Source organism: Pseudoalteromonas sp. JC3, from assembly GCF_030291895.1.
Taxonomy (GTDB): domain Bacteria; phylum Pseudomonadota; class Gammaproteobacteria; order Enterobacterales; family Alteromonadaceae; genus Pseudoalteromonas.
Genome location: NZ_CP127855.1, coordinates 3,942,501 through 3,968,495 on the forward strand (window position 1 = coordinate 3,942,501; position 25,995 = coordinate 3,968,495).

Annotated in this window: 29 protein-coding genes (1 of these 29 cut by a window edge); 7 read left to right on the forward strand and 22 right to left on the reverse strand. The window is 42.9% G+C overall.

Annotation, left to right across the window (positions count from 1 at the left end):
• Window positions 1-640, reverse strand: partial view of a glutamate racemase gene (gene murI / locus QSH61_RS17165; protein ID WP_206471515.1) — the 5' portion only. Its footprint begins 137 nt before the window's first position; only the first 640 of its 777 coding nucleotides appear in the window; it begins with the start codon at window positions 638-640; its stop codon lies off the left edge, out of view.
• Window positions 641-703: 63 nt separating this feature from the next.
• Window positions 704-1,831 carry a DUF5610 domain-containing protein gene (locus QSH61_RS17170; protein ID WP_206471516.1) on the reverse strand — a complete coding sequence of 376 codons (1,128 nt, stop codon included), beginning with the start codon at window positions 1,829-1,831 and terminating at the stop codon, window positions 704-706.
• A gap of 164 nt (window positions 1,832-1,995) precedes the next feature.
• Here QSH61_RS17170 and trmA point away from each other — a divergent pair, with 164 nt between their 5' ends.
• A complete protein-coding gene (gene trmA / locus QSH61_RS17175) occupies window positions 1,996-3,090 on the forward strand; it encodes a tRNA (uridine(54)-C5)-methyltransferase TrmA (RefSeq protein ID WP_010604384.1) in 1,095 nt (364 codons plus the stop codon).
• Between the two features lie 10 nt (window positions 3,091-3,100).
• Here trmA and QSH61_RS17180 read toward each other — a convergent pair whose 3' ends face one another.
• The 5 genes from QSH61_RS17180 to ccoG are packed head-to-tail and all read right to left on the reverse strand — an operon-like array spanning window position 3,101 to window position 7,377.
• Window positions 3,101-3,559: a 2-thiouracil desulfurase family protein gene (locus tag QSH61_RS17180; RefSeq protein WP_069023300.1), complete on the reverse strand. Its 459-nt coding sequence runs from the start codon at window positions 3,557-3,559 to the stop codon at window positions 3,101-3,103.
• A gap of 48 nt (window positions 3,560-3,607) precedes the next feature.
• Window positions 3,608-4,237: a thiol:disulfide interchange protein DsbA/DsbL gene (locus QSH61_RS17185; RefSeq protein WP_010604382.1), complete on the reverse strand. Its 630-nt coding sequence runs from the start codon at window positions 4,235-4,237 to the stop codon at window positions 3,608-3,610.
• Between the two features lie 18 nt (window positions 4,238-4,255).
• Window positions 4,256-4,879 (reverse strand): thiol:disulfide interchange protein DsbA/DsbL, encoded by a 624-nt coding sequence (locus QSH61_RS17190; protein ID WP_206471517.1) that lies wholly within the window; start codon window positions 4,877-4,879, stop codon window positions 4,256-4,258.
• A 16-nt stretch (window positions 4,880-4,895) separates the two neighbouring features.
• Entirely contained in the window at window positions 4,896-5,870 is a 975-nt protein-coding gene (locus QSH61_RS17195) for a serine/threonine protein kinase (RefSeq protein WP_206471518.1), read from the reverse strand.
• Between the two features lie 49 nt (window positions 5,871-5,919).
• Window positions 5,920-7,377 (reverse strand): cytochrome c oxidase accessory protein CcoG, encoded by a 1,458-nt coding sequence (gene ccoG / locus QSH61_RS17200; RefSeq protein WP_102057652.1) that lies wholly within the window; start codon window positions 7,375-7,377, stop codon window positions 5,920-5,922.
• Window positions 7,378-7,626: 249 nt separating this feature from the next.
• Here ccoG and QSH61_RS17205 point away from each other — a divergent pair, with 249 nt between their 5' ends.
• Both QSH61_RS17205 and QSH61_RS17210 read left to right on the forward strand, forming a co-directional pair.
• Complete coding sequence (locus QSH61_RS17205; protein WP_026001103.1) at window positions 7,627-7,986, forward strand: hypothetical protein; 360 nt, start codon at window positions 7,627-7,629, stop codon at window positions 7,984-7,986.
• Entirely contained in the window at window positions 7,986-8,189 is a 204-nt protein-coding gene (locus QSH61_RS17210; protein ID WP_010604378.1) for a hypothetical protein, read from the forward strand. Before QSH61_RS17205 ends, QSH61_RS17210 begins: the two co-directional genes overlap by 1 nt.
• A 3-nt stretch (window positions 8,190-8,192) precedes the next feature.
• Here the strand turns inward: QSH61_RS17210 and QSH61_RS17215 are convergent, their stop codons facing one another.
• From QSH61_RS17215 to gspC, 13 genes are all read right to left on the reverse strand, one after another.
• A complete protein-coding gene (locus QSH61_RS17215) occupies window positions 8,193-8,762 on the reverse strand; it encodes a UPF0149 family protein (RefSeq protein WP_174171060.1) in 570 nt (189 codons plus the stop codon).
• A gap of 106 nt (window positions 8,763-8,868) precedes the next feature.
• Window positions 8,869-9,627, reverse strand: coding sequence for a type II secretion system protein N (locus QSH61_RS17220; protein ID WP_010604376.1), 759 nt, complete (start codon window positions 9,625-9,627; stop codon window positions 8,869-8,871).
• 2 nt (window positions 9,628-9,629) lie between these two features.
• Window positions 9,630-10,103 (reverse strand): type II secretion system protein M, encoded by a 474-nt coding sequence (locus QSH61_RS17225; RefSeq protein ID WP_010604375.1) that lies wholly within the window; start codon window positions 10,101-10,103, stop codon window positions 9,630-9,632.
• Complete coding sequence (gene gspL / locus QSH61_RS17230; protein WP_206471519.1) at window positions 10,100-11,305, reverse strand: type II secretion system protein GspL; 1,206 nt, start codon at window positions 11,303-11,305, stop codon at window positions 10,100-10,102. The genes QSH61_RS17225 and gspL overlap by 4 nt, the downstream gene beginning before the upstream one ends.
• Entirely contained in the window at window positions 11,302-12,303 is a 1,002-nt protein-coding gene (gspK, locus tag QSH61_RS17235; RefSeq protein ID WP_206471520.1) for a type II secretion system minor pseudopilin GspK, read from the reverse strand. Before gspK ends, gspL begins: the two co-directional genes overlap by 4 nt.
• Window positions 12,300-12,938, reverse strand: coding sequence for a type II secretion system minor pseudopilin GspJ (gspJ, locus tag QSH61_RS17240; protein ID WP_010604372.1), 639 nt, complete (start codon window positions 12,936-12,938; stop codon window positions 12,300-12,302). Before gspJ ends, gspK begins: the two co-directional genes overlap by 4 nt.
• Entirely contained in the window at window positions 12,938-13,315 is a 378-nt protein-coding gene (gene gspI, locus QSH61_RS17245; protein ID WP_206471521.1) for a type II secretion system minor pseudopilin GspI, read from the reverse strand. The genes gspJ and gspI overlap by 1 nt, the downstream gene beginning before the upstream one ends.
• A complete protein-coding gene (locus QSH61_RS17250) occupies window positions 13,312-13,905 on the reverse strand; it encodes a prepilin-type N-terminal cleavage/methylation domain-containing protein (protein ID WP_010604370.1) in 594 nt (197 codons plus the stop codon). Before QSH61_RS17250 ends, gspI begins: the two co-directional genes overlap by 4 nt.
• Before the next feature lie 3 nt (window positions 13,906-13,908).
• Window positions 13,909-14,334, reverse strand: a complete 426-nt coding sequence (gene gspG / locus QSH61_RS17255) for a type II secretion system major pseudopilin GspG (protein ID WP_026001105.1) — start codon at window positions 14,332-14,334, stop codon at window positions 13,909-13,911.
• A 64-nt stretch (window positions 14,335-14,398) separates the two neighbouring features.
• A complete protein-coding gene (gene gspF / locus QSH61_RS17260) occupies window positions 14,399-15,625 on the reverse strand; it encodes a type II secretion system inner membrane protein GspF (RefSeq protein ID WP_206471522.1) in 1,227 nt (408 codons plus the stop codon).
• Window positions 15,625-17,112, reverse strand: a complete 1,488-nt coding sequence (gene gspE / locus QSH61_RS17265) for a type II secretion system ATPase GspE (RefSeq protein ID WP_174171065.1) — start codon at window positions 17,110-17,112, stop codon at window positions 15,625-15,627. Before gspE ends, gspF begins: the two co-directional genes overlap by 1 nt.
• Before the next feature lie 91 nt (window positions 17,113-17,203).
• Window positions 17,204-19,270 (reverse strand): type II secretion system secretin GspD, encoded by a 2,067-nt coding sequence (gene gspD / locus QSH61_RS17270; RefSeq protein ID WP_010604368.1) that lies wholly within the window; start codon window positions 19,268-19,270, stop codon window positions 17,204-17,206.
• A 27-nt stretch (window positions 19,271-19,297) separates the two neighbouring features.
• The gene (gene gspC / locus QSH61_RS17275) at window positions 19,298-20,182 is read right to left on the reverse strand and encodes a type II secretion system protein GspC (RefSeq protein ID WP_010604367.1); all 885 of its coding nucleotides are present in this window, start codon (window positions 20,180-20,182) and stop codon (window positions 19,298-19,300) included.
• Window positions 20,183-20,458: 276 nt separating this feature from the next.
• Between gspC and hslR the strand changes: the two genes are divergently transcribed.
• From hslR to QSH61_RS17295, 4 genes are all read left to right on the forward strand, one after another.
• Window positions 20,459-20,869: a ribosome-associated heat shock protein Hsp15 gene (gene hslR, locus QSH61_RS17280; RefSeq protein ID WP_010378496.1), complete on the forward strand. Its 411-nt coding sequence runs from the start codon at window positions 20,459-20,461 to the stop codon at window positions 20,867-20,869.
• An 11-nt stretch (window positions 20,870-20,880) separates the two neighbouring features.
• Window positions 20,881-21,726 (forward strand): Hsp33 family molecular chaperone HslO, encoded by an 846-nt coding sequence (gene hslO, locus QSH61_RS17285; RefSeq protein ID WP_010604366.1) that lies wholly within the window; start codon window positions 20,881-20,883, stop codon window positions 21,724-21,726.
• A 263-nt stretch (window positions 21,727-21,989) separates the two neighbouring features.
• A complete protein-coding gene (locus tag QSH61_RS17290) occupies window positions 21,990-23,528 on the forward strand; it encodes a phosphoenolpyruvate carboxykinase (protein ID WP_206471523.1) in 1,539 nt (512 codons plus the stop codon).
• A 160-nt stretch (window positions 23,529-23,688) separates the two neighbouring features.
• On the forward strand, window positions 23,689-23,883 hold the full coding sequence (locus QSH61_RS17295) for a hypothetical protein (protein WP_010604365.1): 195 nt from the start codon (window positions 23,689-23,691) through the stop codon (window positions 23,881-23,883).
• A gap of 44 nt (window positions 23,884-23,927) precedes the next feature.
• On the opposite strand, the gene QSH61_RS17300 is transcribed toward QSH61_RS17295, so the two are convergent.
• Both QSH61_RS17300 and envZ read right to left on the reverse strand, forming a co-directional pair.
• Window positions 23,928-24,653: a hypothetical protein gene (locus tag QSH61_RS17300; RefSeq protein WP_248298652.1), complete on the reverse strand. Its 726-nt coding sequence runs from the start codon at window positions 24,651-24,653 to the stop codon at window positions 23,928-23,930.
• 24 nt (window positions 24,654-24,677) lie between these two features.
• Window positions 24,678-25,991 carry a two-component system sensor histidine kinase EnvZ gene (gene envZ, locus QSH61_RS17305; RefSeq protein WP_010604363.1) on the reverse strand — a complete coding sequence of 438 codons (1,314 nt, stop codon included), beginning with the start codon at window positions 25,989-25,991 and terminating at the stop codon, window positions 24,678-24,680.
• Between the last annotated feature and the right edge of the window lie 4 nt (window positions 25,992-25,995).

Sequence of the window (25,995 nt, forward strand, 5' to 3'; positions counted from 1 at the left end):
GATTGGCTATTGCTTTGCCAGAATCAACCAGCTCCACATGCTTCTGTAAGCAATTCTTGATATCGTGAGCTATCAACGGAAAATGTGTACATCCCAACACTAGCCTATCAACAGTGGCTGGAATGTAAAGCCGGTCTATTTCCGCGCAAAGTGCCTCTTTATCCAACTCGTTATGCCAATAAAAGTGCTCAGCGATCCTTACAAGCTCCGTTGAATGCAAAGTTTCAACTTTACAACCTGAGGTAAAATCCATGATGAGCTTATGTGTATAAGCATTATTTGACGTTGCCGGTGTTGCCAATAGTGCGATGTGCTTGGTCTTTGAACTAGACGCAGCAGGCTTAACAGCAGGAACAACACCTATAATTGGAATCTGGGTATGTTTTCTGGCTTCTTCCAACGCGTATGTTGAAGCGGTATTACATGCAATAACGATAAGATCAACATTGCCCAAGTATTGCTGTTGCCAACGAATAAGTCCCTTGATACGTGATTTGATTAGCTCTTGAGGCTGAAGGCCATATGGGAGAAAAGCGTTGTCCATAACATAACTAAATGAAACCCCCTGCAAACATGCCTTTAAGTGCGACAGCACACTGGTGCCACCGATCCCCGAATCGAAAACCAAAATATGCGACAAACTTCATACCTCAAATCAATGAAGTATGAAGTTTGCCATGAGTCCTCGCGAAAATAAACTGGCTTAGCTTGTTTGTTTTTGCTCAACTTGCTCTTTATTTAGTTCATTCAGTTTACTAAAAAAGCTACTAGCATAATCCAAAAATTCATTTAGTCTCGACTGACCTTCATTCATCCAAGCAAGCAGGTTTGGCAACTCATTATCGGCATTGAGTCCCTTAGCTTGCTCTTGCACATCTGCTAACTGCTTATTCAGTGGCATAAATGCCTTCTCTAAGTCTTTCATTGGATTGCCTTGCTGATATTGAGCAATCGCAGCAGATGTTTTACTTTGTCTTAAATCCATCGTGAAATTAGTGATCTGATCTGAGTTTAAGCTAAGCGACTTTGCCAAATCGAAAGCTTCATCGTATTCACCACCGAAAAAAGAATCACTGACATTACGGATATCTTCCATCATATCGTTAATTGCCTGCTGCTCCTCTTCGTTCAGCTCACCATTTACCTTAATTGAGAAACTGACTTCGTGAGAGGACTTAGTGCCATATGCCATGCCATAATCATTACCTTTTTGCGCAACACTCGCAGCGGCTCCCTGAGCATACGCATCGGAGAATGAAATAACGACTTCATCCCCTTCAGCTGTAGTAAATGCATATTCAGCCTGATTAGAAAGACTCGCAAACTGTGCGGCACTGATCGCTAATGCCTTTGACGACTTTTCTTCAAATAATTCTTTTTCAAAATCATCTAAACCTTTAAAAATCCCTTCTCGTGATTTTTCAATACCATCTTCGATGTCGGAATTGAAAGCGCCCATGCCTTTTAACTCTTCGCTGGCTTCATCAATACCCTGCAGCACGCCCTTACGTGCCCCATCTAGCATGGATTTCAATTCGTCATCATTTTTGCCGTCGACTTTGGCTTTCTTCACTGCACCCTGAACAAAATCGAGTACATTTTTGACAATAGATTCAAAATCAAATAGTGGCTTGTCTTTTTTATCTTGTGTCGGCTTCTCAATCCCCAACGCTTCTGCAAGCTTATCATCAAGAATTTTAGCTGCTAGCTTAGATTTATTCCCCGCATAGCTGTCCGAATTAATTTGGATATTTGGTCCTATCCCTTTGCTCTTTCCAGGCTTATGCTGCATCGCTGGATTGAGCAACTGATTTAATTGCCCGATTTTCATGGTATGCCCTCCAATATATTAGTTAGATTATCGGCATATTTGCGCAAAGCTAAAGTATAATGATTAAAAAAACAGCAAACCAGACGCATCAGTGATGCTAGACTGGACAAATTAGCAACGCTCCCTAAAATAGCGCCTCTTAATTCAACATAGATGGTTTTAGCATGGCAGTAATAAAAATTGATGATTCAGCATACGAGCAACAGTTAGCAGATAAAGCTGAGCGTATCACAACACAATTTGCACAGTTTGATGCACCTGCACTTGAAGTGTATGAATCTGCAACTCGCCATTACCGCCAGCGCTGTGAATTTAGAGTATGGCATGAGGGTGAAGATCTGTTTCACATCATGTTTGACCAGCAAACAAAAGAAAAGATCCGTGTTGATAGCTTTGATCCTGGTGCGCCGCTTGTCAATGAAATGATGCAGGTGATGATACATCAGCTGAAAGGCAACGAAATATTGCGTCGTAAACTGTTTCAGATCGACTACCTCACGACACTGAGTGGTGAAGTACTGATCAGCTTGCTTTATCACAAGCAGTTAGATGAAGCGTGGCAAACCGCGATGCAGACATTGAGAGCCGAGTTGCAACAAACCTATAAAGTTGATTTTATCGGTCGTGCTAGAAAACAAAAGGTTGTGTTTGGCAACGACTATGTAACTGAAAAACTAAGCGTTAACGGTAAAGAGTATATTTATCAGCAGGTTGAGAACAGCTTTACGCAACCGAATGCGGAAGTGAATCAGAAAATGCTAGCTTGGGCGCAGTCCATCAGTGAACCGCTAAGCAACGATCTACTTGAGCTTTATTGTGGTAACGGTAACTTTTCAATTGCGTTGGCTGGTTCATTCAATAAAGTGCTGGCTACGGAGATCTCTAAATCATCAGTAAAGTCTGCACAATTTAATATTGCAGCAAACAAAGTCGATAACTTAGATATTATTCGCATGTCGAGTGAAGAGTTTACACAAGCCATGAAAGGGCAGAAGTTTTCTCGATTAGATGGTATTGATTTACAGTCCTATGATTGCCAAACGATTCTTGTCGACCCGCCTCGTGCTGGTATGGATGAATTAACCTGTCGCTTAGTCAGCAACTACGACAACATTATTTATATCTCATGTAATCCAGACACATTAGAGCGTGATTTAGCCTTGTTATGTGAAACACATAAAATCGCACGCATGGCAATTTTCGATCAGTTCCCTTATACCCATCATATTGAATCTGGCGTTTACTTAGTGAGAAAGTGATCTCTAACGATTAACGACTGGCTGCCATCGCTGTGATAAGTGCTGGCAGTTGAGTTTCGCTAAAGACTTGAATACCGGATTGCTGTAATAAAGACGCCGTTAGCCCCTGCCCTACTATTTTTTTACCTGTATGACTACCATCGTAAATCAGATTGCTGCCGCAAGACGGACTGGACTCTTTTAACAACGCAAACTTTATATCGTGCTGAAGACAAGCCGCTAGCGCTTTTTTAGCACCGAGTTCAAACGCGGTGGTAAAATCATCCCCTTGTTTACTCAAAACTTTACCATCTGCTATTTCAGCCGATGGGCGAGGTGTTGGTAAACCACCAGATACTTCGGGGCACAGCGGTAAGACCCAATTTTTTTGCCGCCAATACTGCAAGGTATTATCTTGAAGGCTTTGTGAAGAGGCGTCATACCTCACCGGATAACCTAATAAACAGCTAGAAACTAAAATTTTAAACATAAAAAAGCCCCGCAATAATTGCAGGGCTAGTCTAATACAAATTAGATTTTATTTCTTTGCTAAATAATTCACCAAAGCAGCAATTTGCTCAGGCTTAGTCGTACCAGATTCACGAAGTAATAGCTTGTATTTACCGTTCACCACGAACATTGGTACCCCTGTTAGCGCGCCTTTATCAGAAAGTGTCTTCTGCATTCGTTGCATTTTTGAAGCTTTAGTACGAACAGAGAAACTGGCATAAAGTTTATCAAACTTCTCTTCTTCAACACCTTGTGCAATAAAGATATCTTTTACATCAGCAAGTTCATTGATTTTTGCGCGCTTGCCATGGATATGATTAAACATGGCTGCAACTATCTTGTCTTTTTGTGGCAGCACTTCAGCAGTTGCAAGTGCTTGTGCCAACACCTGTTGGATCTCAGGCTCTCTTGGACCAACAAAATCTATATGGCTCTTTTTAAACTTAACGCCCTCGTCCAGCTTTGGTTTAACGTCAACGATTAAATTTTCCATTGCGTTACAGGCTGGACAATAAAAAGAAAAATACTCCATTACCTCAGGCTTTTTCGTGCCACGCTCGGCAATAACTTCATAATGCACACCTTCTTCAAATGGCGCAGCCTGAGCAAGAAGAGGAAGCATTAGTGCAACCGCTAAGCCTTTTAATACTTTCAACATACTAACTTTCTCCAGTCCTTATTTTTTTAATAGATATGCGATCAATTCATCAAGCTGCTCTTGGCTCTTGATACCTTTCATTTCGATTCTGTATTTGTCATTTACGATAAAAGTTGGAACGCCTGTTAGTGCACCCGCGTCAGAAAACTTATTTTGTGCTTTAAGCATGTTATTTTCAGCACTCACGACAGGCATACTCGTTACAGCCTGCTCAAACTTTTCAGCAGAAATCCCATTTAACTCCATTAGCGTTTTCAAATCTTTAATGTCTAACAGTTTGTTTCTTTCAACATGAATAGTATTGAAAATCTTCTCAGCAATCACATCCGCTTTGCCTTCTTGCTCGGCAATAATATAGGCATAGCTAAGATTACTTTGCGTCTCTGTAGGAATACCTCGTAGGAAGTTTACATGGCTTTTTTCAAAGCGAGCTTCCTTTGGTAAATTCTTTTCAATCGCTTTTGCAATTGGCTCAAAGCGGAAACAGTGAGGACAGTAAAAAGAGAAAAACTCGGTAACTTTCTCTGATTTACTCTGTTCGGTTGTTAAGGTCGTGTAGTGCTCACCTTCGGTAAAGTCTGAAGCCATTGCTGCAATAGGCAAAAATAGTGCGACTAATGCGATTCTGAATTTCTTTAGCATGTTACTCTCTCTAATTTTAAGGAAATAGGCTCAAACTTGGTTCATCTAATGCGGCAAATTGCTCTTTTAACGCTAGGATCTGTTGTTCCCAGTATTTGTCTGTCGCAAACCAAGAAAAGTTCCGTTCGAATGCAGGATCCTGCCAGCGCTGTGCCAACCAAGCCATATAATTCACCATTCTCATGGCACGTAGCGGCTCAATTAACGCAAGCTCTTTTGAATCAAACGGCATAAATTCTTCGTAACCCATAAGCAGGGTGTCTAACTGTACCAATTGCTCGTTGCGGTCGCCATTTAACATCATCCACAAGTCTTGTATTGCAGGGCCTTGCTGACAATCATCAAGATCCACCAACATCAATTGATCTCTAGACCACAATAAATTTCCAGCATGACAATCCCCATGAAGCCGAAGTGTTTTAGTAACTTGATACTTTGAGGTTGCTTTGTTAATAACTTGCTCAAGAATAGTAACAAATGGAGTATGTAGATGACTAGGTACTAGCTGGCTTTTTAGCAGTGTTTGTTGCGCATCAACCAAAAAACGCTGGGTATTGAGCTGTGGTCTATGCTCGAATGCTCGCTCAGCCGACAGACAATGCAAGCGCCCTAGATAGCGACCTAAAATTTCTAAGTGGTCTAGATTATCGAGTTCGAACTGGCGTCCACCAACGCTTGGAAACAACGTATAGCGGTAACCTTCATGAAAGTGCAGACTACGCCCAGCAATAATTAAAGGTGCCACAACTGGCACTTCAGCTTCTTTCGCTGCCAGCGCGAACTCATGCTCTTCAAGAATTTGTTCATCCGTCCAACGCGCTGGACGGTAAAACTTCACTACATAACGCTTGCCGTCCTCAGCACCAAATTGATAAACACGGTTTTCATAGCTGTTCAGGGCCAATAACCCCGTTGTAGGATATATCTCAAGTGCCTCAATCGCATCTAAAATAAGATCCGGTGTCAGTGCGTTAAAACTAAAATCGTTCATAATGTTTATAAAAAAGCGAGGTTTTATACCTCGCTTTTACCTTACTCTATTATCTTCCTTTGAAGAAATTGGTCGGCTGCGCCAGCCGCTCTTCTGGATCTTCTTGGTTAATAAGCACAAACTCAAATTCGGTTACTGGCTTTTTCAAATCATATGGATCAATCACAACAGAGAGTGGCACATCTAATGTCGTGCCTGCAGCTAAGTGCACCTCATGCTTACCGATCACCTGATAATTACTTAGACCCGTTATTGCAATAGAAAATTTCTGCTCAACTTGCGCTTTGTTTATCACTTTCAAGGTATAGGTATTTTCTACCAATCCCTCAATATTGACACGATAAAGTTGATTTCTATCCCGAATAATATCAAGATCCATCGGCTTACGCATCGCAATATTCGCAACTAATGCACCAGTGATAACGACCAGGATCATTAAATAACCGATTAATTTACCACGTACTGGTTTGGTCTTTTCGCTAGATGATTCTAAATTGCGCTCTGTAGTGTAAGCAATTAATCCGCGCGGGTAGTTCATCTTATCCATAACACCATCACAGGCATCAATACACGCACCACAGTTGATGCATTCATATTGCAAACCATTACGAATATCGATACCGGTAGGACACACCTGAACACACAGGTTACAATCAATACAATCTCCTAGACCTAGCTCTTTTGGATCTTGCTTGCGTCCTCGAGGACCGCGACTTTCACCTCGTTCGCTATCATAAGCGACGGTAAACGTATCCTTATCAAACATGGCTGATTGGAAGCGAGAGTAAGGACAGATGTGTAAACACATAATTTCCCTCATCCAACCGGCATTACCATAAGTACAAATGGTAAACACGATGATGCTAATGACGGAATAAAAACCTGCTGAAAAAGTAAGTAAATCAGGGAGCAATGAGCGGATCGGGGTAAAGTAACCAACAAAAGTGATTGCGGTATACAGTGAAAAGAGTATCCAGCTACCGTGTTTTGCCGTTTTTCGCCAAAACTTGTCAAAATCCATCGGTCTCTGATCTAGTTTTTTCCGTTGGTTTGCTGTTCCTTCAAATTTTTCTTCAAACCAAATAAAAATAAACGTCCAAACGGTTTGCGGACAGGTGTAGCCGCACCATACCCGGCCATAGAAGGTGGTCACCAAGAACAGAGCAAATGCCGCTATCATCAGAATAAAAGCAAAGATAGTCAGATCTTGTGGCCATAGTGTCATGCCAAAAATATTGAACTTCTGCTCAAAAATATCGAACAACACCGCTTGATGGCCGTGAAAGTTTAACCAAGGTAAAGCCATAAATGCCAACATACCAATAAAGCCGATACGCCTTCTTAGCAGTTGATGTAGGCCAGACACCGCCCGGACATATATGCGATTACGAGGATTAAAACGATCGGGCGTAGAGCTATTGAGCGATTTCCCTTCAGTGCCACCTATTGGCTTTTGAATTTTTACTTCAGACGGTATGTTTTTAACCTTGATTCTTTCGTTCTCCATGGAAGCTCCTTAGTGCTTTGGAACGAGATGCACTTGCTACAGTGACCTTGAAAAATACAGGCTAAACTATTGCAATGTGCCCCATGACATAGTTTAGCGCTTACTATTATACGCTTTGAAACCCTATGATTAATAGTAAGTTGAGCTAAAACCCACCATAAATGATGAGAGACCTGTTGCGACCTGACAGACAAGTTTATTACACTAGGAACAAGATTTTTGTTAGCTAGATCAAATCAGCGTCAGATTATGAAAAAATTCTTAGTATTAGCCATTATAGTCGTTGCTCTGTTTACTGTGGATCATCCATTGATTAAAGAGCCAAGAGATAGGTTACTCGGTCAAGGCGTTGAAGTGCTAAGCGAGTCCAGCAAAGTACAACGCAGTACGGCTGCAAGAATCGCCAGAGCCAACGTAGTAAAAGCAATTACCATGACAGATGACGAAAAGCGCTATATTGATGAAGCCCTTGCAACAGATGAAAAAGTAAGGCTTTTCCACCTCAAGTATTGTAAAGAAAACGACTATAACTTGTATTTTTACGGCCCCGATCTCGTCAAAATCTGTGAAATTGCAGAGCAAGCCATTCATGAAGCAAAGGGATTATAATGGACTTTAGTCAATTAAATAAAAAGTCGGCAAAATCCTTTAATGATCAAAAAGCACTCATCAAAAAGCTTAGTCAGGGACGTGTTGTCAATTGCCCAAGCTGTCAGCAACCCATAGCACTCAGTTTAAGCCAATCAACGTCAAATAGAGCTGTGGCGCAATGCCAGCAGGGTTGCACATTTATCGAGTTAGATCTCGCATAAAGGTTATTCAAATAGTCCACTATTCACTGCGGCAACTTCGACTAACTCAGCATAAGATGCGGCAAACTCGTCAGCCAATTGCGCTTGAGTTAGTTGAAACTCGACCAGTGACTGTCCTATTTTGTCACAGTAAATCGTTAACTGTTGCTCACCAAGTGCAAAGAGCCCTAGTTGTTCTGTGCTCACTTGCAAAGCTTGTTTAATATCGTCGGCGAGCGGACTGGACATCAATTGCTCGTAAAAGGGCGTTGCCGCCATTAAAAATCCTTCGGCCCAATTAATTTTTTGCTCAAGTGGTGTTTCACTATTCCAAGGCAATTGAAATTCAGTTTCGTATACCTGCTCAGAAATCTCATGATGTAAGGCCATCAATGCAAACGCAATACTCTCATCTAATTCTGGATCCGCATTGGTTAAAGTCTTAAGCCACTTATCAACCTCAATACCGTTCGGGTCTATGCAGGTAGCAAATAAATATCCTTGTAAAAAAGCGATATCAATAGAAAGCTTGCGCGCAGAAAAGTAGTTTTCTAAATTCAGCTGATCAGCTGCAGTAAAAGAGAAGTCGTGCATAGTGTTGCCTTGAACTTAGGCGCCGTATCAGCGCCTACAAAAATACTTTTATATTAATAACTAACCTGAGATTAGATTAACTAAAGTCTGATATGACAGAAGTATATTATAAATTTACCGGGTAACGACCTTCGCCATCCGGTCTACCCAAAAACTTAACCGCATCGTGTACTTCTTTTGGTAGACTTGCATCTGGCTTAATATTACCAGATACGCGAAACTGGAAATTGGCAGCAAGTGTCGCATCAGCCTGTAAGCCCAGACGATTTTCAGGGTCAACAAGCACGGCAATATCTCCTGATTTACAATCGAGCTGGCCACTAAGGTCGCCGATACTAAACCAACCATTCATGCCTTTAACATCAATATTTGGACTACTTATCTCACCATTTAGCCCTTCACAGTATGGTGCACCACTTTGGTACTTTTTCACATTGACGATAACACGCCCTTTGGCATCAACCGGCAATGGCAGGGTTACTTGATCCATAGCCTGCTCAACACTGAAACGAAGTGAGGCATTATTTACCATCACTGATTTACTGACTAAATTCGATGAGAAATTAGCTTTTCCTGAGATCTCATTTTTATCTCTCGCATTACCAAACTGTACATTGCCTGCCAGATCACCGAGTAGTAAAGCCGACGGTTCAAGCTCCCACTGAACCTGATTCAATTGAATGTTATTGAATCTCACACCGCTCACTTGACCATGCCAAACAGAACCATTTACTGCACCTAGCTGCAAATTAGCTGGCAATTGACCTTTAAAAACTTGCAGCAACACCGCTGCTGGCATAGTAAAAGCACTAAAAATAATAAATGCGAGTAAAAATATAATGAGTAGAGATAGTGTTTTTTTCATAATTATTTCTCTAAAACCAAGCGACTAACACGCACAAAGCCAGGTAAATTCCCTTGTGTAAGGTCTAGGTTTTCTACTTTTACTCCATGCTTATTTGTCAGTTCATCTATCCAAGCAACAAGTTTATTAAATTCCACATCATCGATGGTTAAACGCAGGCTTTCGCCACTAGGTTGCATTTTACTGATATCGATTTGAAAGCGGCCACGGGTGTTATTGACTATCTGGCTGATATTACCGCCGCTAATCACCTGTGCAGGGCTGTTAGATTTCAGCTTATTCACGCTTTGACCAACCCAATTTACGAGCTCGTGATTACGTTTTAGCTTAGCTTCGGCATCGCTGACAGCCTGATTTAAAGGTTTGAATATACCCATTATCAGAACAAAAACGACAAAAATAACGCCGGCAACGATCAGCAGTTTTTGTTCTTGCTCTTTTAAACCACGCCAATAGTTAACTGCTTGCTGCTTCATGCTGCACCTCGAATACGAATTTCACCCACCACAAAGTCACCATCATTGTTCAGGGCCCCCTGTTCAACGCTTACACCGCGTTGCTCTAAAATTGCTTTGACCTGACCAAATATCTGGAACTCTTTTGCGCGCGCTCTAATTCTGAGTTCATTCCTACGTTTGTCGTAACGTAGCGTTTCAGGAGCGAAAGCATCAACCTCTTCATAAATGGCCACAAAATGATTTGTTAATTCGAGCAAGCCGCCTTGCTCCGTACCAGATAAAGCATCAAGCTCATTTTGGATCTGTTTTTTCAATAAATGCGGACGCACTACTTTATTTGGAAATGCCTGTTGATACATAGCAACCGCTTGGGTTTCTAGCTGATTAGCTTGATGACTTATTACATACAGTTGAGTGCCTTTAATTGCGATAAAGCTCACTACTGCCACGCTCGCCGCTATTAAGCCACTGCGCCAATCACGCCACCACTGCGGTTGCTTTTTCTTCGCAGCGAACCGACCTTGACGCAAATTAAAATCAATATTTGATAATGATTTCGCGAAGATGGCTAAAGGTAAATCGTAATCTTGTTGTTGCGCAGTGAGCGCTATCGTTTCTGAGAAATCACTTGCAGGGCTAAAATGCGCCAGCTGCTCAACACCCGCAATGGCGAGGTACTCGTTAACCCAGCTAAGTTCAGCAGTGCCAACTTGCCAAGCATTGTGTTTGAATAGCCATTGCTGCCCTAACTGCACGGCACTAGTCATCTCTTCATGAAGCGGCAGACATAAGGCGTCTGGTAGCGCTTTACTTACACTGATCCCTGCGTCATCGAAGGCACTAAACCAGCTTTGTAGCCAACTGCTATCACAAATCGCAACATCGATAGTATGTGTGTCGGCTTTCATACCCGGTTTACCAATTGCGATAAATAGCGCATCGATGTCGGTCGCGACATGTTCCTCAAGCATAAATGGTAAGGCTTGCTCTAGTTTCCTATTCCATTTTGCTGGTAATTCTAGCGTGCGTAACTGCACCGCTGTCGCTGGTAGTAACAAAACAACTGGTCTCGTTTGCGCTTTTTCGGCAAGGCTACCAAGCTGTTCACTCCCTTCTAATTCACCACTGGCAATAATTTGTTGTTGTTCTGTTGACCACACTAACCAGTGTATTGTCGCCTGGTGTGACTGATCCACACGGATCAATAATTGTTCTGTCACTCTACGCCTCCAAATTTACGAGCAAGCACGTACGCTTTACCATCTTTTGTTTCTATAATTGATGTGAGAGAAAAGCGTCGCTCATCAAACACAGCTGTTGCTCGCAACTGAAAATAATTGCTGTTAATCGTAAAAATTTTGGAAGTCTTGTTAGGGTCTTTGACCCCTTGATTCGCGACTTCCGTGTAAAATTCATTAATATCGGTAAAACCTTTTTTTGGTCTTGCAGAAATAATAGCTTCAGCACCTGACTTCGATAAACCAGGTATAAGCGCACTGAGTAAAAGCGCTTGTTCTGGCAATATCGTATTGACGTTTACCGCAAGCTCCTCACTTCCGGGGATCACGCAAACATAAGGCTTAATCTTTTCCATCACCAGCGGGTTAAAGCCCTTAATCACGCGTAGCTCACTAACAGACGCCATCAAATTATTAGCCGTTAAATAAGGCGTCTGATTAGACATATACTCGTCTTCTTCTGCCCCTGAGCGGTAAGTAATGCTATCTTCGTCAAGCCAATCGTAGACACTATCAGCAAGGGCTTCCTCGCTTTCGTTACTCGGCAAATCCTCAATATTCTTCAAAAGCTCCAATAGCGCAGCATGGGCTGGGTTAGTATTCTTTCCACCAATCTGCTGACCACCTTGGTCATTTCCATTTGTTTGTGACTTTGCTCTCAAAGCATTCAGGTTTAGGCATGCCTGTAAGTCTGTAACTTTACCGCTCAACGTACCATGGTCAACAGGGTAAGGCACTTCTTCACGAGCCCAAGGCTGGTCTAGATTAACGGTATCAGGATCATCTTTTTTCGCTTGTATCAACGCTCTTTTGACTAATTCCTCAGCACCATAGCTATACCACTTGGCTTGTTGCTGAGTTTGAATATTCGAGGCCTTTTGTACCTGCACCATTAAACTACTCGCCATTTCAGCGGCAATTGTCGCTGCCAATGCAACGATGAAAAGTACGATAACAAGCGCTGCACCTTGCTGCTTCATGGCTGTTGCCCCTTATCATCAGCAACACCACTGCCTGGCGTTAAAAATAAACGGCTTATTGGATCCGAGTCTTTTCTTTGCAACGTCACTTTAATCGCTTTAGGTAACGATTTCGACTTCCAATCAGCTTGCCATTTTAGTTTGTCGTCCAAAAATTCAAACTTTAATTCTTCGACATCTTCCAAGATGACCTGCGCGCGTGGCTCTGTTCCATCTAGCTGATCAACGTATATTCGATAAATACGCTCAAGCTTGTCATCGATAACCCGATAGCCCACTGCCTGCAGTTCAGAGCGAGGCAATAAACTAATAGGGTTAGTCCAACCATCACGAACAAAAGCGATACCATCATATTGGCTCTCAAGCTCATACCGGCCATGGATGATATAAGTTGGGCTAAAATCCCCTGCTTCATTTCTGACTTCTCGCTTAGTGATCTGATTAAAATCCTGATCCATCAAGCGGAAAGTCGTTTGTAGACCTTCAATTTCGGCAATTTTTTCCGCTGATGCAGCTTGGGCCTTCAGCGTTGAATCTAAAATTTGGTGAGTCGCCGTCACCACCACCGCTAAAATAGCCAGTGCCAACAATACTTCTATTAGCGTGAAACCACGCTGAGGTGTATGCACTGTCACTACTTACTCCGGTACATAAAAGTGGTGATGTCATACACTGAGTTTTTGAGTTCAGGTTCGCGGAAAACGTGCACGGTGAGCTTTACAAAGCTAGGATCTGCGGTTTGTTGGATATGCTGTTGCCAATACCAAGTGACCCCGGCCATTTCCTCTTCGCCTTTGTTACCATTCTTCCCATGCCAGTCATCGCCTTGCGCACGCAAAAATACCAAGCGATTTTCTGCCACCCACGACGCATAGGTCTGCTCTTCAAGCGAGCCGATATGGTTTATATGTTCGCTTGTTGCTTGCATTGCAGCAATACCAGCGACAGCACAAATACTGAGCGCAACCATGACTTCAAGTAAGGTAAAGCCCAAGCTTTTTCTAGCGTTCATTCTTCAGGTTCCCGCTTCAGCCCTACTGGTGCCATAAATTCACCTTCGACAAAAAATATTGGCTCTTGAAGCTCTTTATTTTCCACACTTAATCTAAATGCGCTGACTTCACCGGAAGATAAAATAAGTACTTGCGGGATCTTGAGCTTTTTAAGTTCAAGCAAATTGTCGTCGTCGCCGCCACTCATCAACTCTCGCCAATTTGCTTGCTCAAGTAAGTTATCTTGAGACCAAGGCAGATCTTCTAATATTAATTCCACTTTGTACTGCTCAGGCAGCTCAATTGGTTTGTAGATATCGTCGGCTTCGAAAGTTCGCCACTTCTCACCGTCAAAAACCAAAAACTCAATCACACCTTTATCTAAGTGAAAACCAAGTTCAACCTGATTTAGTACTGCAAATTCTGATGCAAGATTAATCGTCCCCTGCACACGCATAGCCATGGTTTCGAGCTCTTCCTCATCACTATCACTGACGGTATAAGTAATGAGGTTTACTGAAAAAGCAATGATCACCAAGACAATAAGGACTTCTAGTAAACTGAAGCCCTTTACCTTAGCTAATGCCGGTTTATGCAGAGGTGCTAACATAGATTAACGTTCGTCTTCCGTATCCCAGTTACCGATATCATCATCAGTTCCAACTTCGCCATCCGGACCCATTGAAAAGATATCGATTTGGCTCATTTCGCCAGGACTTACTAATTGGTAAGGATTACCCCATGGATCTTCTGGAAGCTTAGAAATAAAGCCACCTTCAGGGAAACGTTTTGGTACCGGGTCAATATTGGTTTGCGTTACCAAAGCTTCCAAGCCTTGCTCTGTAGTTGGATAGCGTTTGTTTTTTAGTTTGTACATCTTCATTGCGTCTTCAATCTGACGAATATCTAGACGTGCCTTTTCTTTTGCTGCTTCTTCTTGTTGACCCATCACGTTAGGCGCAACGATAGATAAGATCATACCGATGATAACAAGTACCACCATCACTTCTAGTAGTGAGAAACCTGATTGTTTTTTCACAATGTTTACCTCAATGCTGTTATTGATGACCATGCAAAAACATGCGATGGCCTTTCCTTTTTGACTACAATCCTACGGCTTTGTTCATCGCCATAATCGGCTGAAGAATCGCCATAACTATAAACAGTACAATAATTGCCATCGTCGCTATCATCGCAGGTTCTAGCAACTTCAGCGAGACATTTACCATACTTTCAAATTCTCTTTCTTGGTTATTCGCTGCACGCTCAAGCATCTGTTCTAATTCACCCGACTTTTCACCGCTGGCAATCATGTGCAGCATCATAGGTGGGAACATTTTGGTCTGTTGCAACGACGCTCTAAGGCTTGCACCTTCACTCACACGAGTCGCCGCTTCTGCAACGGAGGCTTTGATTTTTTCGTTCTCAAGTACTTGGCCTGAGATTTTCATGCCCTCAAGTAGCGGAACAGAACTCGATGAGAGAATACTTAAGGTACGCGCAAATCGTGCAGTATTGACACTGCGAGTTACCTTACCAAGACCTGGTAAACTCAGCAGCTTACTATCATACCAAAAGCGGATCTTAGGTTTTTGTAATGCTTTTTTAATCGCGTAGGTGCCAATGACAACCACTGCCAATGTGATCATCCAGTAGTTTTGTACAAAATTACTGGCAGCCATAACCCACTCTGTTGTCCAAGGCAGTGCTTGCTTAGATTTCTCAAAGGTCTTCAAGATCTTTGGTACTACCGTTCCCAATAGAATGGAAACAATCGCGATAGCAAAAATGACCAAAATAATGGGATACACCATCGCTTGCGTAATTTGGCTGCGCATATGCTGGCGCTGTTCAGTGTAATCGGCCAAGCGATTTAGTACTTCATCTAAGTGCCCTGACTTTTCTCCAGCGGCAACCATTGAGCGGTACAAGTGATCAAATACGTGAGGAAACTCCGACATACCATCTGCAAGTGTATAACCTTCAACGACTTTTGATCTTACCGCCATCAGCATACGCTTTAGTCTTGGCTTTTCGCATTGCTCAGCTACAGCCATCACCGCAGCTTCAACAGGTAAAGAGGATTGGATCAAGGTTGCCAACTGGCGCGTGATCAAGGCAAGATCTGATACCGAGGGACGGTAGCCTTTAAAAAGCGTAAAACCACCACTACTTTGGTTTTTATCTTTCTCCGCAGCAGGCAAAACTTCAAGTGGCATCATGGCTTTTTCTCTTAGCATCTGCCTAACTTGCTTCGCCGTGTCTGCTTCTAAAATTCCTTTCTTCTCTTTGCCTTTATCATCTAAGGCGCGGTATTCAAACGCTGCCATTAGCCTTCCTCACGTGTTACACGCATTACTTCTTCTAAGGTTGTTTGACCAGCAAGTACTCGCGAACAGCCATCTTGTCGGATGCTTGGCGTACGCTTACGAATATACTTCTCAACCGCCTGCTCACCTTTACCGTTATGAATAAGTTCACGGATGGGCTCATCAACGATGAGAAGCTCATGAATACCTGTACGGCCTTTGTAACCATTGAAGTTACACTCTTCACAGCCGACTGCACGGAAGATTTGCGTGCCACTGTCTTTGGCCACACCCAGTAGTTCACATTCTCGTTCATCCGCCAAATGCGCTTCTTTACAGTTAGGGCAAAGCGTTCTTACCAATCGCTGTGACAGCACGCCTAGCAGTGATGAACTCAAAAGAAACGGCTCAACACCCATGTCTTCCATACGCGTGATAGCACCGGCGGCTGTATTCGTGTGTAGTGTGGATAATACCAAGTGACCGGTCAAAGATGCTTGAACACCAATTTGCGCGGTTTCTAAATCTCGGATCTCACCGACCATCACTACATCGGGATCTTGACGTAGGATTGCACGTAAACCTCGAGCGAATGTCATATCCACTTTTGGATTCACTTGTGTTTGGCCAATGCCTGGGATCTCATATTCAATCGGATCTTCAACCGTTAAAATATTGCGATCCTTAGAATTGATTTGTGTCATGCCTGCGTACAGGGTCGTACTCTTACCTGAACCCGTTGGACCAGTAACCAGTATAATACCGTGAGGCTTGGCTATGATCTCTGCAAACGCATCGCGGTTTGCTTGGGTCATGCCCAAATCTTCGAGATCTAATCGCGCATTATTTTTGTCTAGTAGACGCAGCACCACTCGTTCACCAAAGCTTGATGGCATCGTTGATACACGCACATCCACGGCTCGTCCCGCGATCCGCAGACTAATACGACCATCTTGCGGCACACGTTTTTCTGCGATGTCGAGCTTAGCCATTACTTTGATACGAGAAACTAATAATGAAGACAATTTACGGTTTGGCTTCAAGACTTCTTTCAGTACACCATCAACCCTAAAGCGAATAACTAGTTCTTGCTCGAATGTTTCGATATGAATATCCGATGCACCTTCTTTTATCGCTTCACTCAACATGGCATTAATTAGCTTGATGATAGGCGCATCATCATCCGCTGCAAGCAGGTCTTCTGTTTGTGGCAATTCTTCAGCAAGCGAGAACAAGTCCATCTCGTTGCCGATGTCTTCCATCATCTGTTGTGTTTCAGAGCTGTCTCTTTGATAAGACGCCTCAAGCATATGCTCAAAGCGTTCTTCATCTAAAGCTTCGAGATGTAATGTCTTTCCTGCAACTCGGCGTACCTCCATCAACGTTTCAAGATCGAGCGTACCTTTGTGAAAGAGCTTAGCCTGATCGCCATCAGGGCTGAGTAACACCCCTTTGCGACGTGCAAACGAAAATGGCAAACGTAAAGTGATTGCTGGGACGGGCGGCATTTCAGCCACCTCACCTAGTATTGGCTCAGCGCTTTGCAGCTGCGCTGCCATCTCTTCAGCTTCAGCTCCTAAATCCGGCGTGACTTTCTCATCAATCATTTTCACGCTCTTTTTTGTTTTGTTCTTTTAAGAACTCTTCATACGTAGGAGGCAGAGTAAGCTTATCATCCCACTTAGGTAAGATTGGCGTGTCTTCAAATGGCATTAGCTCAATGCCATCTTCTCTTTGTTTATGCTGCTCACCACGGATAAAGTTATATTTTGAATGGCTAATTTCATTCATACTGCGGCTATCACGTACAATAGTCGGACGAATGAATACTAATAGATTGCGTTTTTCCTTTTTAGTCCCTGTTGATCTAAATAGGTGACCTAATATTGGAATGTCACCCAATAGTGGTACTTTAGATACACTTTCTTGAACGGTTTCATCAATCAGACCACCTAAGATAACCATGCCGCCATCATCAGCGATAACCGTGGTATTGATAGCACGTTTAGCCACTCGAATATCCACCGACGTCGCACCTTTCACGCTTGATACTTCTTGTTCTATCGTCAGTTGAACCGCTGTGCCATCGTTAATCTGAGGGGTTACTTTTAATTTAATACCCACTTCTTGGCGGTCTACCGTTTGGAACGGGTTTGAATTATTGTCGTTCGCCGTTGAACCCGTAACAATTGGCACTTCTTCACCGACGATCATGGACGCTTCTTCGTTATCCATAGTCGTAACCGATGGCGTGGCAAGAATATTTGAGTTGGTATCAGTAGTTACCGCTTGAATGATTGCACCCCAATCATTCTTGACAATACCTGCGGCTAACCCATTAATACCGCCTAGAACTTTGGCAAGCCCAGTCAAATCGCCCTTAACAGTCTCATCATATTCTGTTGTTTTTCCAGATTCTGTACCTGTTATATTTTTAGTGACTGTTTTGTCACGAGCTTGCTCAGCAGCAACCGCTATGGATCCAATTGGTGCAGTTGTACCGTCATTAAACTGTAGCATACCGCCTTTTTCAGAGATCCATTGTAAGCCAAGGTTAATACCATCGGCTTCAGAAACCTCAACAACAATCGCTTCAACCAATACTTGGGCACGACGGATATCCAGTTTTTTAATAACTTGACTCAGTGAACGCATAGTGTCTGGCTGCGCCGTTATCACCAATGAGTTTGAGTCTTCATGCGCCTCAATGCTGGTTTCATTTTTGCTACTACTGCGAGTTCTTGCTTGCTGACCTGCGGCTTGCTCTTCTTCAATCGATTTACTCACGCCTTGAAGAACCTTAACCAGATCTTCAGCTTTTGCGTAATTCAGATAGAAGACCTGAGTATTGCCTTGGGATTGCAACTCGTCGTCTAAACGCTTTATAAGCTCAGCAGCTCGGCTACGCGCCTGTGACTCGCCGCTGACAATGACGCTATTAGTGCGGGTATCTGACACAATTTTCGGGATAAGGAAGTCTGGTACACCGCCTTTCCCTGAGTCTTGAAAAATCTTTTCAACGACTTTAACAACATCTTCAGCAGTGGCATGCTTCAGCTTAACGATATCAACACGTTTATCACCTGCTTGGTCAACCGTTTTGATTATATCAACTAGACGATTCACCGAGGACGCGTGGCCAGTTAGCATCATCACGTTTGCTGAATTTAGATTGGTTACGTGACCACCATCTTTTTGGTCACTGAACTGACGAATAAGTGGACCAAGCTCTTGCACGCTAACGTTCTTCACGCGAACAACGCGTGTTACCATTACGTCACCATTACCTAGCTCTTCACCAGATACCAAAGGTACATTTGACTTTTTACCATCAGAACTACGAACTACCTTAAGCACACCGCTATCCATTTCAATAACAGAATAACCGTACACTTCCAGCACGTTTAAAAAGAACTGATAATAAAGCTTTTCATCCATCAGCTCATAACTGCGAACATTGATATTACCGCGCACGTTAGGGTCTATGATGATAGTTTTATTCAGCTTATCACTAACGATATTAATGAATTCATTAATATCAGTGCCTTTGAAGTTCGCGGCATATTCAACCGCAGAAACAGAAAGTGAAATACCAGCAGCAATCAAGAGCGTTGCATACTTAGCTAACCCTTTTTTGGTTTTTGTGAGGTGTAGCTTTTTACCCATTATTCTAAAACTCCAAAATTAGTAACTTTACAGGCTAAACTGCACATCCATCACTTGACCGTCTCGCTCAATCGTGATGTTCGCATCTGTGCTCGTTCTAAGTTCATTAATAGCTGACATAGCCTGTTTCATATCCGTGAGCTGAAACCCATTAATTGCGATTGCTAAATCATTAGCTTTAAGCCCCACCTGTTCGAACAATTCAGGATCCTTTCCAGGTGAGAGACGATAGCCAATAACTTCGCCGTTACGCTGTTCCGGAGCAATCTTAATATAATCAAATAATTTACCTGGATCGCTGAGCAATTCCTGGCGACGATTTGCTAGTTCATTTCGAGATGGGGTTGGTGAAGCTGTGCTGTTGACGATTTTCTTTGACTTTGTTGGCATCGCCACAGTGCGACTAAACTCTATACCATCTAACATCAGCGTTTCAAAACGCCCACTGACATCCAAAATCACACGATCAGGTAACACTCGGGCAAGCTTAGCGCGAGTGCCTGTGATTGGTGCATCAACTGAGTAGGTCTCCTGGCGACCCTGAGACTCGATAATAGCAAGACCCGCACCATCATCTTGGCTTACCGCTACGATACCGGTTAGCCTAACGTTAAGCGTTGTTTCTGGTGCATCAGAAACCACGGGCTGTGGTTTGGTATCAGGCTTAGCATTTGCCTCACCAAACAAATTTTGAGCGACAATTCCTTGGCTTGTGATACCGCTACTTGATTGACTATACAGTTGTGATGCTGGAAGCAAGGGTTGTGTTTGTGGCACTGGCCATAACAACCAAAATAATTGCGAAAAGAGAAACGCAACGTAAACAACCGACAGGACAACAATGATACGACTCAATTTTGCGTGAGGCAAACCAAGCCAAAACTTCTGAAGCTGTTGTAACTGTAATTCCATATAATACTTTTCTTATTTTCTTGAACGCCCCAGTGTACCGCCTCGAAATTTTTTCAACAAGCGTGCATTTGTTAAACTTTTAATTAAATAGGTACACCGTAGGCCAATTAACTGAATCTAAACTTAACCTTGGAACATAGACACTCATATTAGTTCATTTTTTAGGTAAAGTGCGATTAACTCACAAGTTTAGTGCCTGTCATCTACTTTGTTTGCATAACGAAATATGCTAAATTTGTTAGGTTAAATTTCACACTAGCAAATAGTTAACGAATTGTGACAAAACTCCAACAGGAAAACAACCAATCTGAACAGAAAGTTCGTATTGATAAGTGGTTATGGGCTGCTCGCTTTTACAAAACACGAGCGCTTGCTCGCGATATGGTCCAAGGTGGCAAAGTACATTACAACGGTCAACGCTGTAAACCAAGTAAAACGGTTGAAGTCGGCGCGGTAGTGAAATTAGCCCAAGGATATGAAGAGAAAGAAGTAACCATACTCAAAATCATGGAAAAGCGACAAGCGGCTCCAATTGCTCAAACTCTTTATGAAGAGTCTGAAGCAAGCATTGAAAAACGAACGCAAAACGCGTTGGCGCGCCAAAACAATAGCTTGTTTGCGCCTCGTCCTGCCACTAAGCCGGACAAGAAACAACGCCGTGAATTACTTAAATTGAAATCAAACTAGGATTTTCATTGATGCAGACTGATTTACTTCATCGTTATATTTTTGACAAGCTAGACGTACGTGGTGAGCTTGTACAAATAGAACAGACTTTTACTGACATCATTAGCGGTCACAACTACCCAGAGCCTGTGCAACACCTATTAGGCGAGTTATTGGTTGCAACCAGTTTACTGACCGCTACGTTAAAATTTGAAGGTGACATTGCGGTTCAGCTCCAAGGTGATGGTCCAGTAAAATATGCGGTGATCAATGGTAATCACAAACAACAGATGCGTGGCGTGGCAAGGCTGCAATCTGAGGTTTTGGGATCATCTATACCTGAGCTCATGGGCAAAGGGTATATGGTTATCACCATTACACCGACAAAAGGCGAACGCTATCAAGGCATAGTTCCCCTTTCTAAAGAATCACTTGCCGAATGTTTAGAAGAATACTTCGAGCAATCTGAGCAATTGAAAACCCGTTTATGGTTCGCAACAAGCCTAGTCGGCGATAAAGTGAAAGCGGCAGGTCTGTTTTTACAAGTACTGCCCGTCAATAAAGAAAAGTCTGTTGCCGATTTCCAACATCTTGAAGCACTAAGCGACACGATTAAAGATGAAGAGCTACTAGATTTAGACGCCAATACCGTACTAACTAGACTGTATCACGAAGACAATCCTCAACTTTTTGAACCGCAAGCTATCTCGTTTGTATGTGGATGTAGCCGAGAGAAAACCGAGAATGCGCTGGCCAATGTCGGACTAGAAGCCTTGATGGAAGACTTGCAAAAACACGGCGAGGTCAATATTAGCTGTCATTACTGCTTGAAAAACTACGTTTTTAACGAGCAAGATATTAAGTCGTTATTTAATTAAGTTGCGCTTTAGCCCTTAATTACAAAATGAAACCGCCATTTTTGGCGGTTTTTTTATGGCTATTGGGTGATACCGGTGTCATAAAACATACAAAAGTTATGACACCGGTATCATTGAAATTATTCAAGTTTTTTGACGTTTTTATGTAATTTTAAGCACTCTAAAGGCTCGAATATCTCAATTTCATCTGTTACTATAAATTTAGCTAAGGGCAAGAGTACCCCAGAGCTATCCCGTTCAACTCTCACTTTTTAGGTATAAACATGACTTCAAGCGCTACTCGTTTTGTCGATTTAACCGCAGCTGAACTTGTCGAACACGCTATCCGTCGTGGCGAGGGCACTTTAGCCGCAAATGGAGCTTTTGTTGCAAAAACTGGTCGTCGTACTGGACGTTCACCAAACGACCGTTTCATCGTAAAAGAATCAAGCACAGAAAATGACATCCAATGGGGTAACGTAAACCGCCCATTCGAAGGTGCTAAGTTTGATGCTTTATGGGCTCGCGTAGAAGCGCACGTTCTTGAAAATGACCACTTCGTCTCTCACTTAGAAGTCGGTGCGGATCCAGAGCACTATTTACCAGTCGTTGTAACGACTGAAACTGCTTGGCACCACATTTTCGCTAAAAACATGTTTATCGAACCTAACTCTTATAACAAAACTGATTTACCTGAATGGCAGGTGATGAACGTTCCTTCTTTTGTTTGTGATCCTGAGCGTGATGGTACAAACAGCGATGGTACCGTTATCATCAACTTTGCACAGCGCAAAGTGCTTATCGCAGGTATGCATTACGCCGGTGAAATGAAGAAGTCGATGTTCTCTGTACAGAACTTCTTACTACCAGCAAAAGGTGTGCTACCTATGCACTGTAGTGCAAACGTTGGCGAAGCTGGTGACACAACGTTATTCTTTGGTCTATCAGGAACAGGTAAAACTACGCTTTCTGCGGATCCTAAGCGTTTTCTTATCGGTGATGATGAGCACGGTTGGGCACCTGGTAGCGTATTCAACATTGAAGGCGGTTGTTATGCGAAATGTATCGACCTGTCACAAAAGAACGAGCCTGTTATTTGGGATGCAATCCGTTTTGGTACTATTTTAGAAAACGTCGTGCTAGATGAAACGCGTACTCCTGATTATACCGATTCAAGCTTAACGCAAAATACGCGTGCAGCTTACCCTCTTGAGCATGTTGAAAAGCGTAAAGTTGAAAACCGCGCGGGCGAGCCTCGTGCAGTTGTATTCTTAACTTGTGACGTGAGCGGCGTATTACCTCCAGTTTCAATCCTAAGCGAAGAAGCTGCAGCTTATCACTTCCTTAGTGGCTACACAGCGAAAGTAGGCTCAACTGAGATTGGTTCAACTTCTGATATCGAATCAACTTTCTCAACTTGTTTTGGTGCTCCTTTCTTCCCGCGTCCAGCAGGCGTGTACGCTGAGCTACTAATGAAACGCGTGCGTGAGTTTGGCGCTAAAGTTTACCTAGTAAACACAGGTTGGACTGGTGGTCCTTATGGCATTGGTAAGCGTTTTGACATTCCAACAACTCGCGCCATGATTGATGCAATCGTAAACGATACATTAGAGGGCGTTGAGACACAGCACATTGAGGCACTAAATTTAGATGTACCAGTGGCAGTGGAAGGTGTTGATAGCAAGCTACTTAATCCGGTAAATACATGGCAAGATCAGGCTAAGTATGCGGAATATGCAGCTAAACTTGCGGCTGACTTCAAAGAAAACTTCGCTAAATACGATGTTTCTGAAGCAATCAAAGCAGCAGGCCCTCGCGGCTAACCTAAGAAAGATTCCTTTATCAAAAGCGCCCCTTGTTTGGGCGTTTTTTTGTGCCTGATTTTTTACACATGAATATCTTTCAACAAACTTATTATTAACATTTAGGTACATACATGCTTATATATTGCTGATTATTTAAACAGCACGTATAAGGAAAACCATGAAATTACAATTAAAAAAGAAACAACTAAAATCGCTGCAAGCGAAAGATCTAAACAATCAGGCGACCAGAAAAATTGCTGCCGCGGGCGCGACTTTTGGCTCTAGAGTTGATTGTGGCAGTTGGCAAATTTGTGATACTCACGTTGCGATTTGTGAGTCAATGGGACTTTGTCGTTCAGTAGATATCTGCTAATAACGCGATAACCAAGTCCTTTAATAGGGCGAAAACTCGCCCTATTACGACGTACTCCAAAGCTTATTTAGCACCAACTTTTTAAAGGTTAATACAAATTGTTTCATTGTGATTGGAATGATAGCCACAAGCGCAATTCCCTTATCAAAGTCAGGGTTAACACAACAGTAAAGTGCAATCTCAGTTTTGCTGCTTTCTCTAAAGCGTGCGATTTCAGCCTCGCTGTAATTGGTTTTGCGTCCAACAGCCTTCAAACACCTTAGGCCATTATAAGGGCTTACCAAGCCAACTGGATTGATGGTGTCATAGAGCGTTGCTATCGCGCTATTTTGAGGCAAGTTATTTGGATAAACTTCGGCGATATTTTTTGCCATGGCCCTGAACATGGCGGGACTGAGCATGGTATCTGCATATAACAGTTGTCTACGTGGGTTACGTATATAACGTTTTAATACTTCTATAAGAGAAAACCTAAAGGTGCTGTTTTTCCCTCTAAAGGCAGGTAAAAAAGCAGCTGAAGCGCCAACAATACAAACATCCTTGTTGCTATCATCAAAGGTCAATAAGCAATAGCCGACAATGTCACCGCCTGATAAAAACAACCGAAGCCTGCGCTTTGTACTTTCACCTTTTTCAAAGTACAGTGCAAAGTAATGCTCTACCTCTACATTAGAAAAGCTTGTCGCTATCACTCGCTTCAATTGGTTTAAATACGGTGTATCTAACATTCCCTTTTGATAGCTTAAATCCCTATGCTTTATTGTGCTCAATTTGCTCGCCTACTCTTTTGAAAATCATGCTTCCTCAAGCTTTCCCCGATAAGCTGGCAAAGAAACCTCCGCGATCAGACCACCACCATCTCGATTTCGTAGTCTTACTTTACCGCCGTGTGTGGTCACGATACGTTTGATAATGGCAAGCCCTAAGCCACTCCCCTCACTCCCTCTAGCCTGATCTCCCTGTTTAAATGGTTCGAATACAGACTCTAACTCTGACTCAGGAATACCTGGCCCTCTGTCCATTACTTTTACGATAACAGCACGGTGCTTGGGGCTATACTCTGTCGTCACCTCAATATCTTGTTCAGAATAACGGATCGCATTTTCAATCATGTTAGTAAACACTCGCTTTAACGCGACGGCATTCATCATTACCGCTGGTAAGTATTCCTCTGCTTGCAGGTGAATTGGTCGCTGATGCTGCTGCTCTGCATGAACAACTTCTTCAATAACCGTGTTAACATCGTCTGGCGACATTTCCGCACCGTTGTGATGACGGAGATATTCAATGAATTGGTCAATAATCGCATTCATATCTTCAATATCGTCGATTATCCCCTCGCGCAGGTAGTCTTCTTCATCCGACATCATTTCAGTTGCTAGACGAATTCGGGTTAAAGGCGTACGTAAATCGTGCGATACACCAGCCATTAACAGTCGTCTATCACTTTCTAGGTCTGCGATCCCTTTAGACATTTTATTAAACGCCCGAGTCACCTCTATGACTTCCGTGGACCCTTCTTCAACAAGCCGGGTTGAAAAGTCCCCGACCCCTACTCGACTAGCAGCAATTTGTAGTGATTTTAGCGGTTTATTTAGATGCCGAGCAAAAAGCCAACCCCCTAACACACTTAAGAAACCAATACTGGAGAGGTAGAAAACTAAAAACTCCATTTTTGTTTCACTGAGTCCGCTAAGCGGCACTCTTACCCAATATCCTGGCGCTTGTGGTGGCTCAACCCAATAAACAACCGGATCTCCTTGGCTTATCCTGACTCGCGCAGAGCCATTAAGTTGCTCCGACATACTACGAGACAGCAATGTATATTCTTTGGCCTGCCCCAGCCCATTTACATACGCCTCTCTTTGTGTCATCACCTCAATGCCGGTTATCTCAAAAAATTTTCGAGATAGTGTATTGTCCACTTCAACACCATCTTCCCAATCAATGAAGACCGTTTTAACCTGCTTAGCGAGCATCAGATTCACTTGTTCAAAGGTTGGTTTGAAGACGTATAAGGTAACGGTAATGTAAGACACGACTTGATTTATCAATAGTAACGCGCCGACAAAGAAGACGGTTTGCCCAAATGCACTACGAGGTAACATGCTG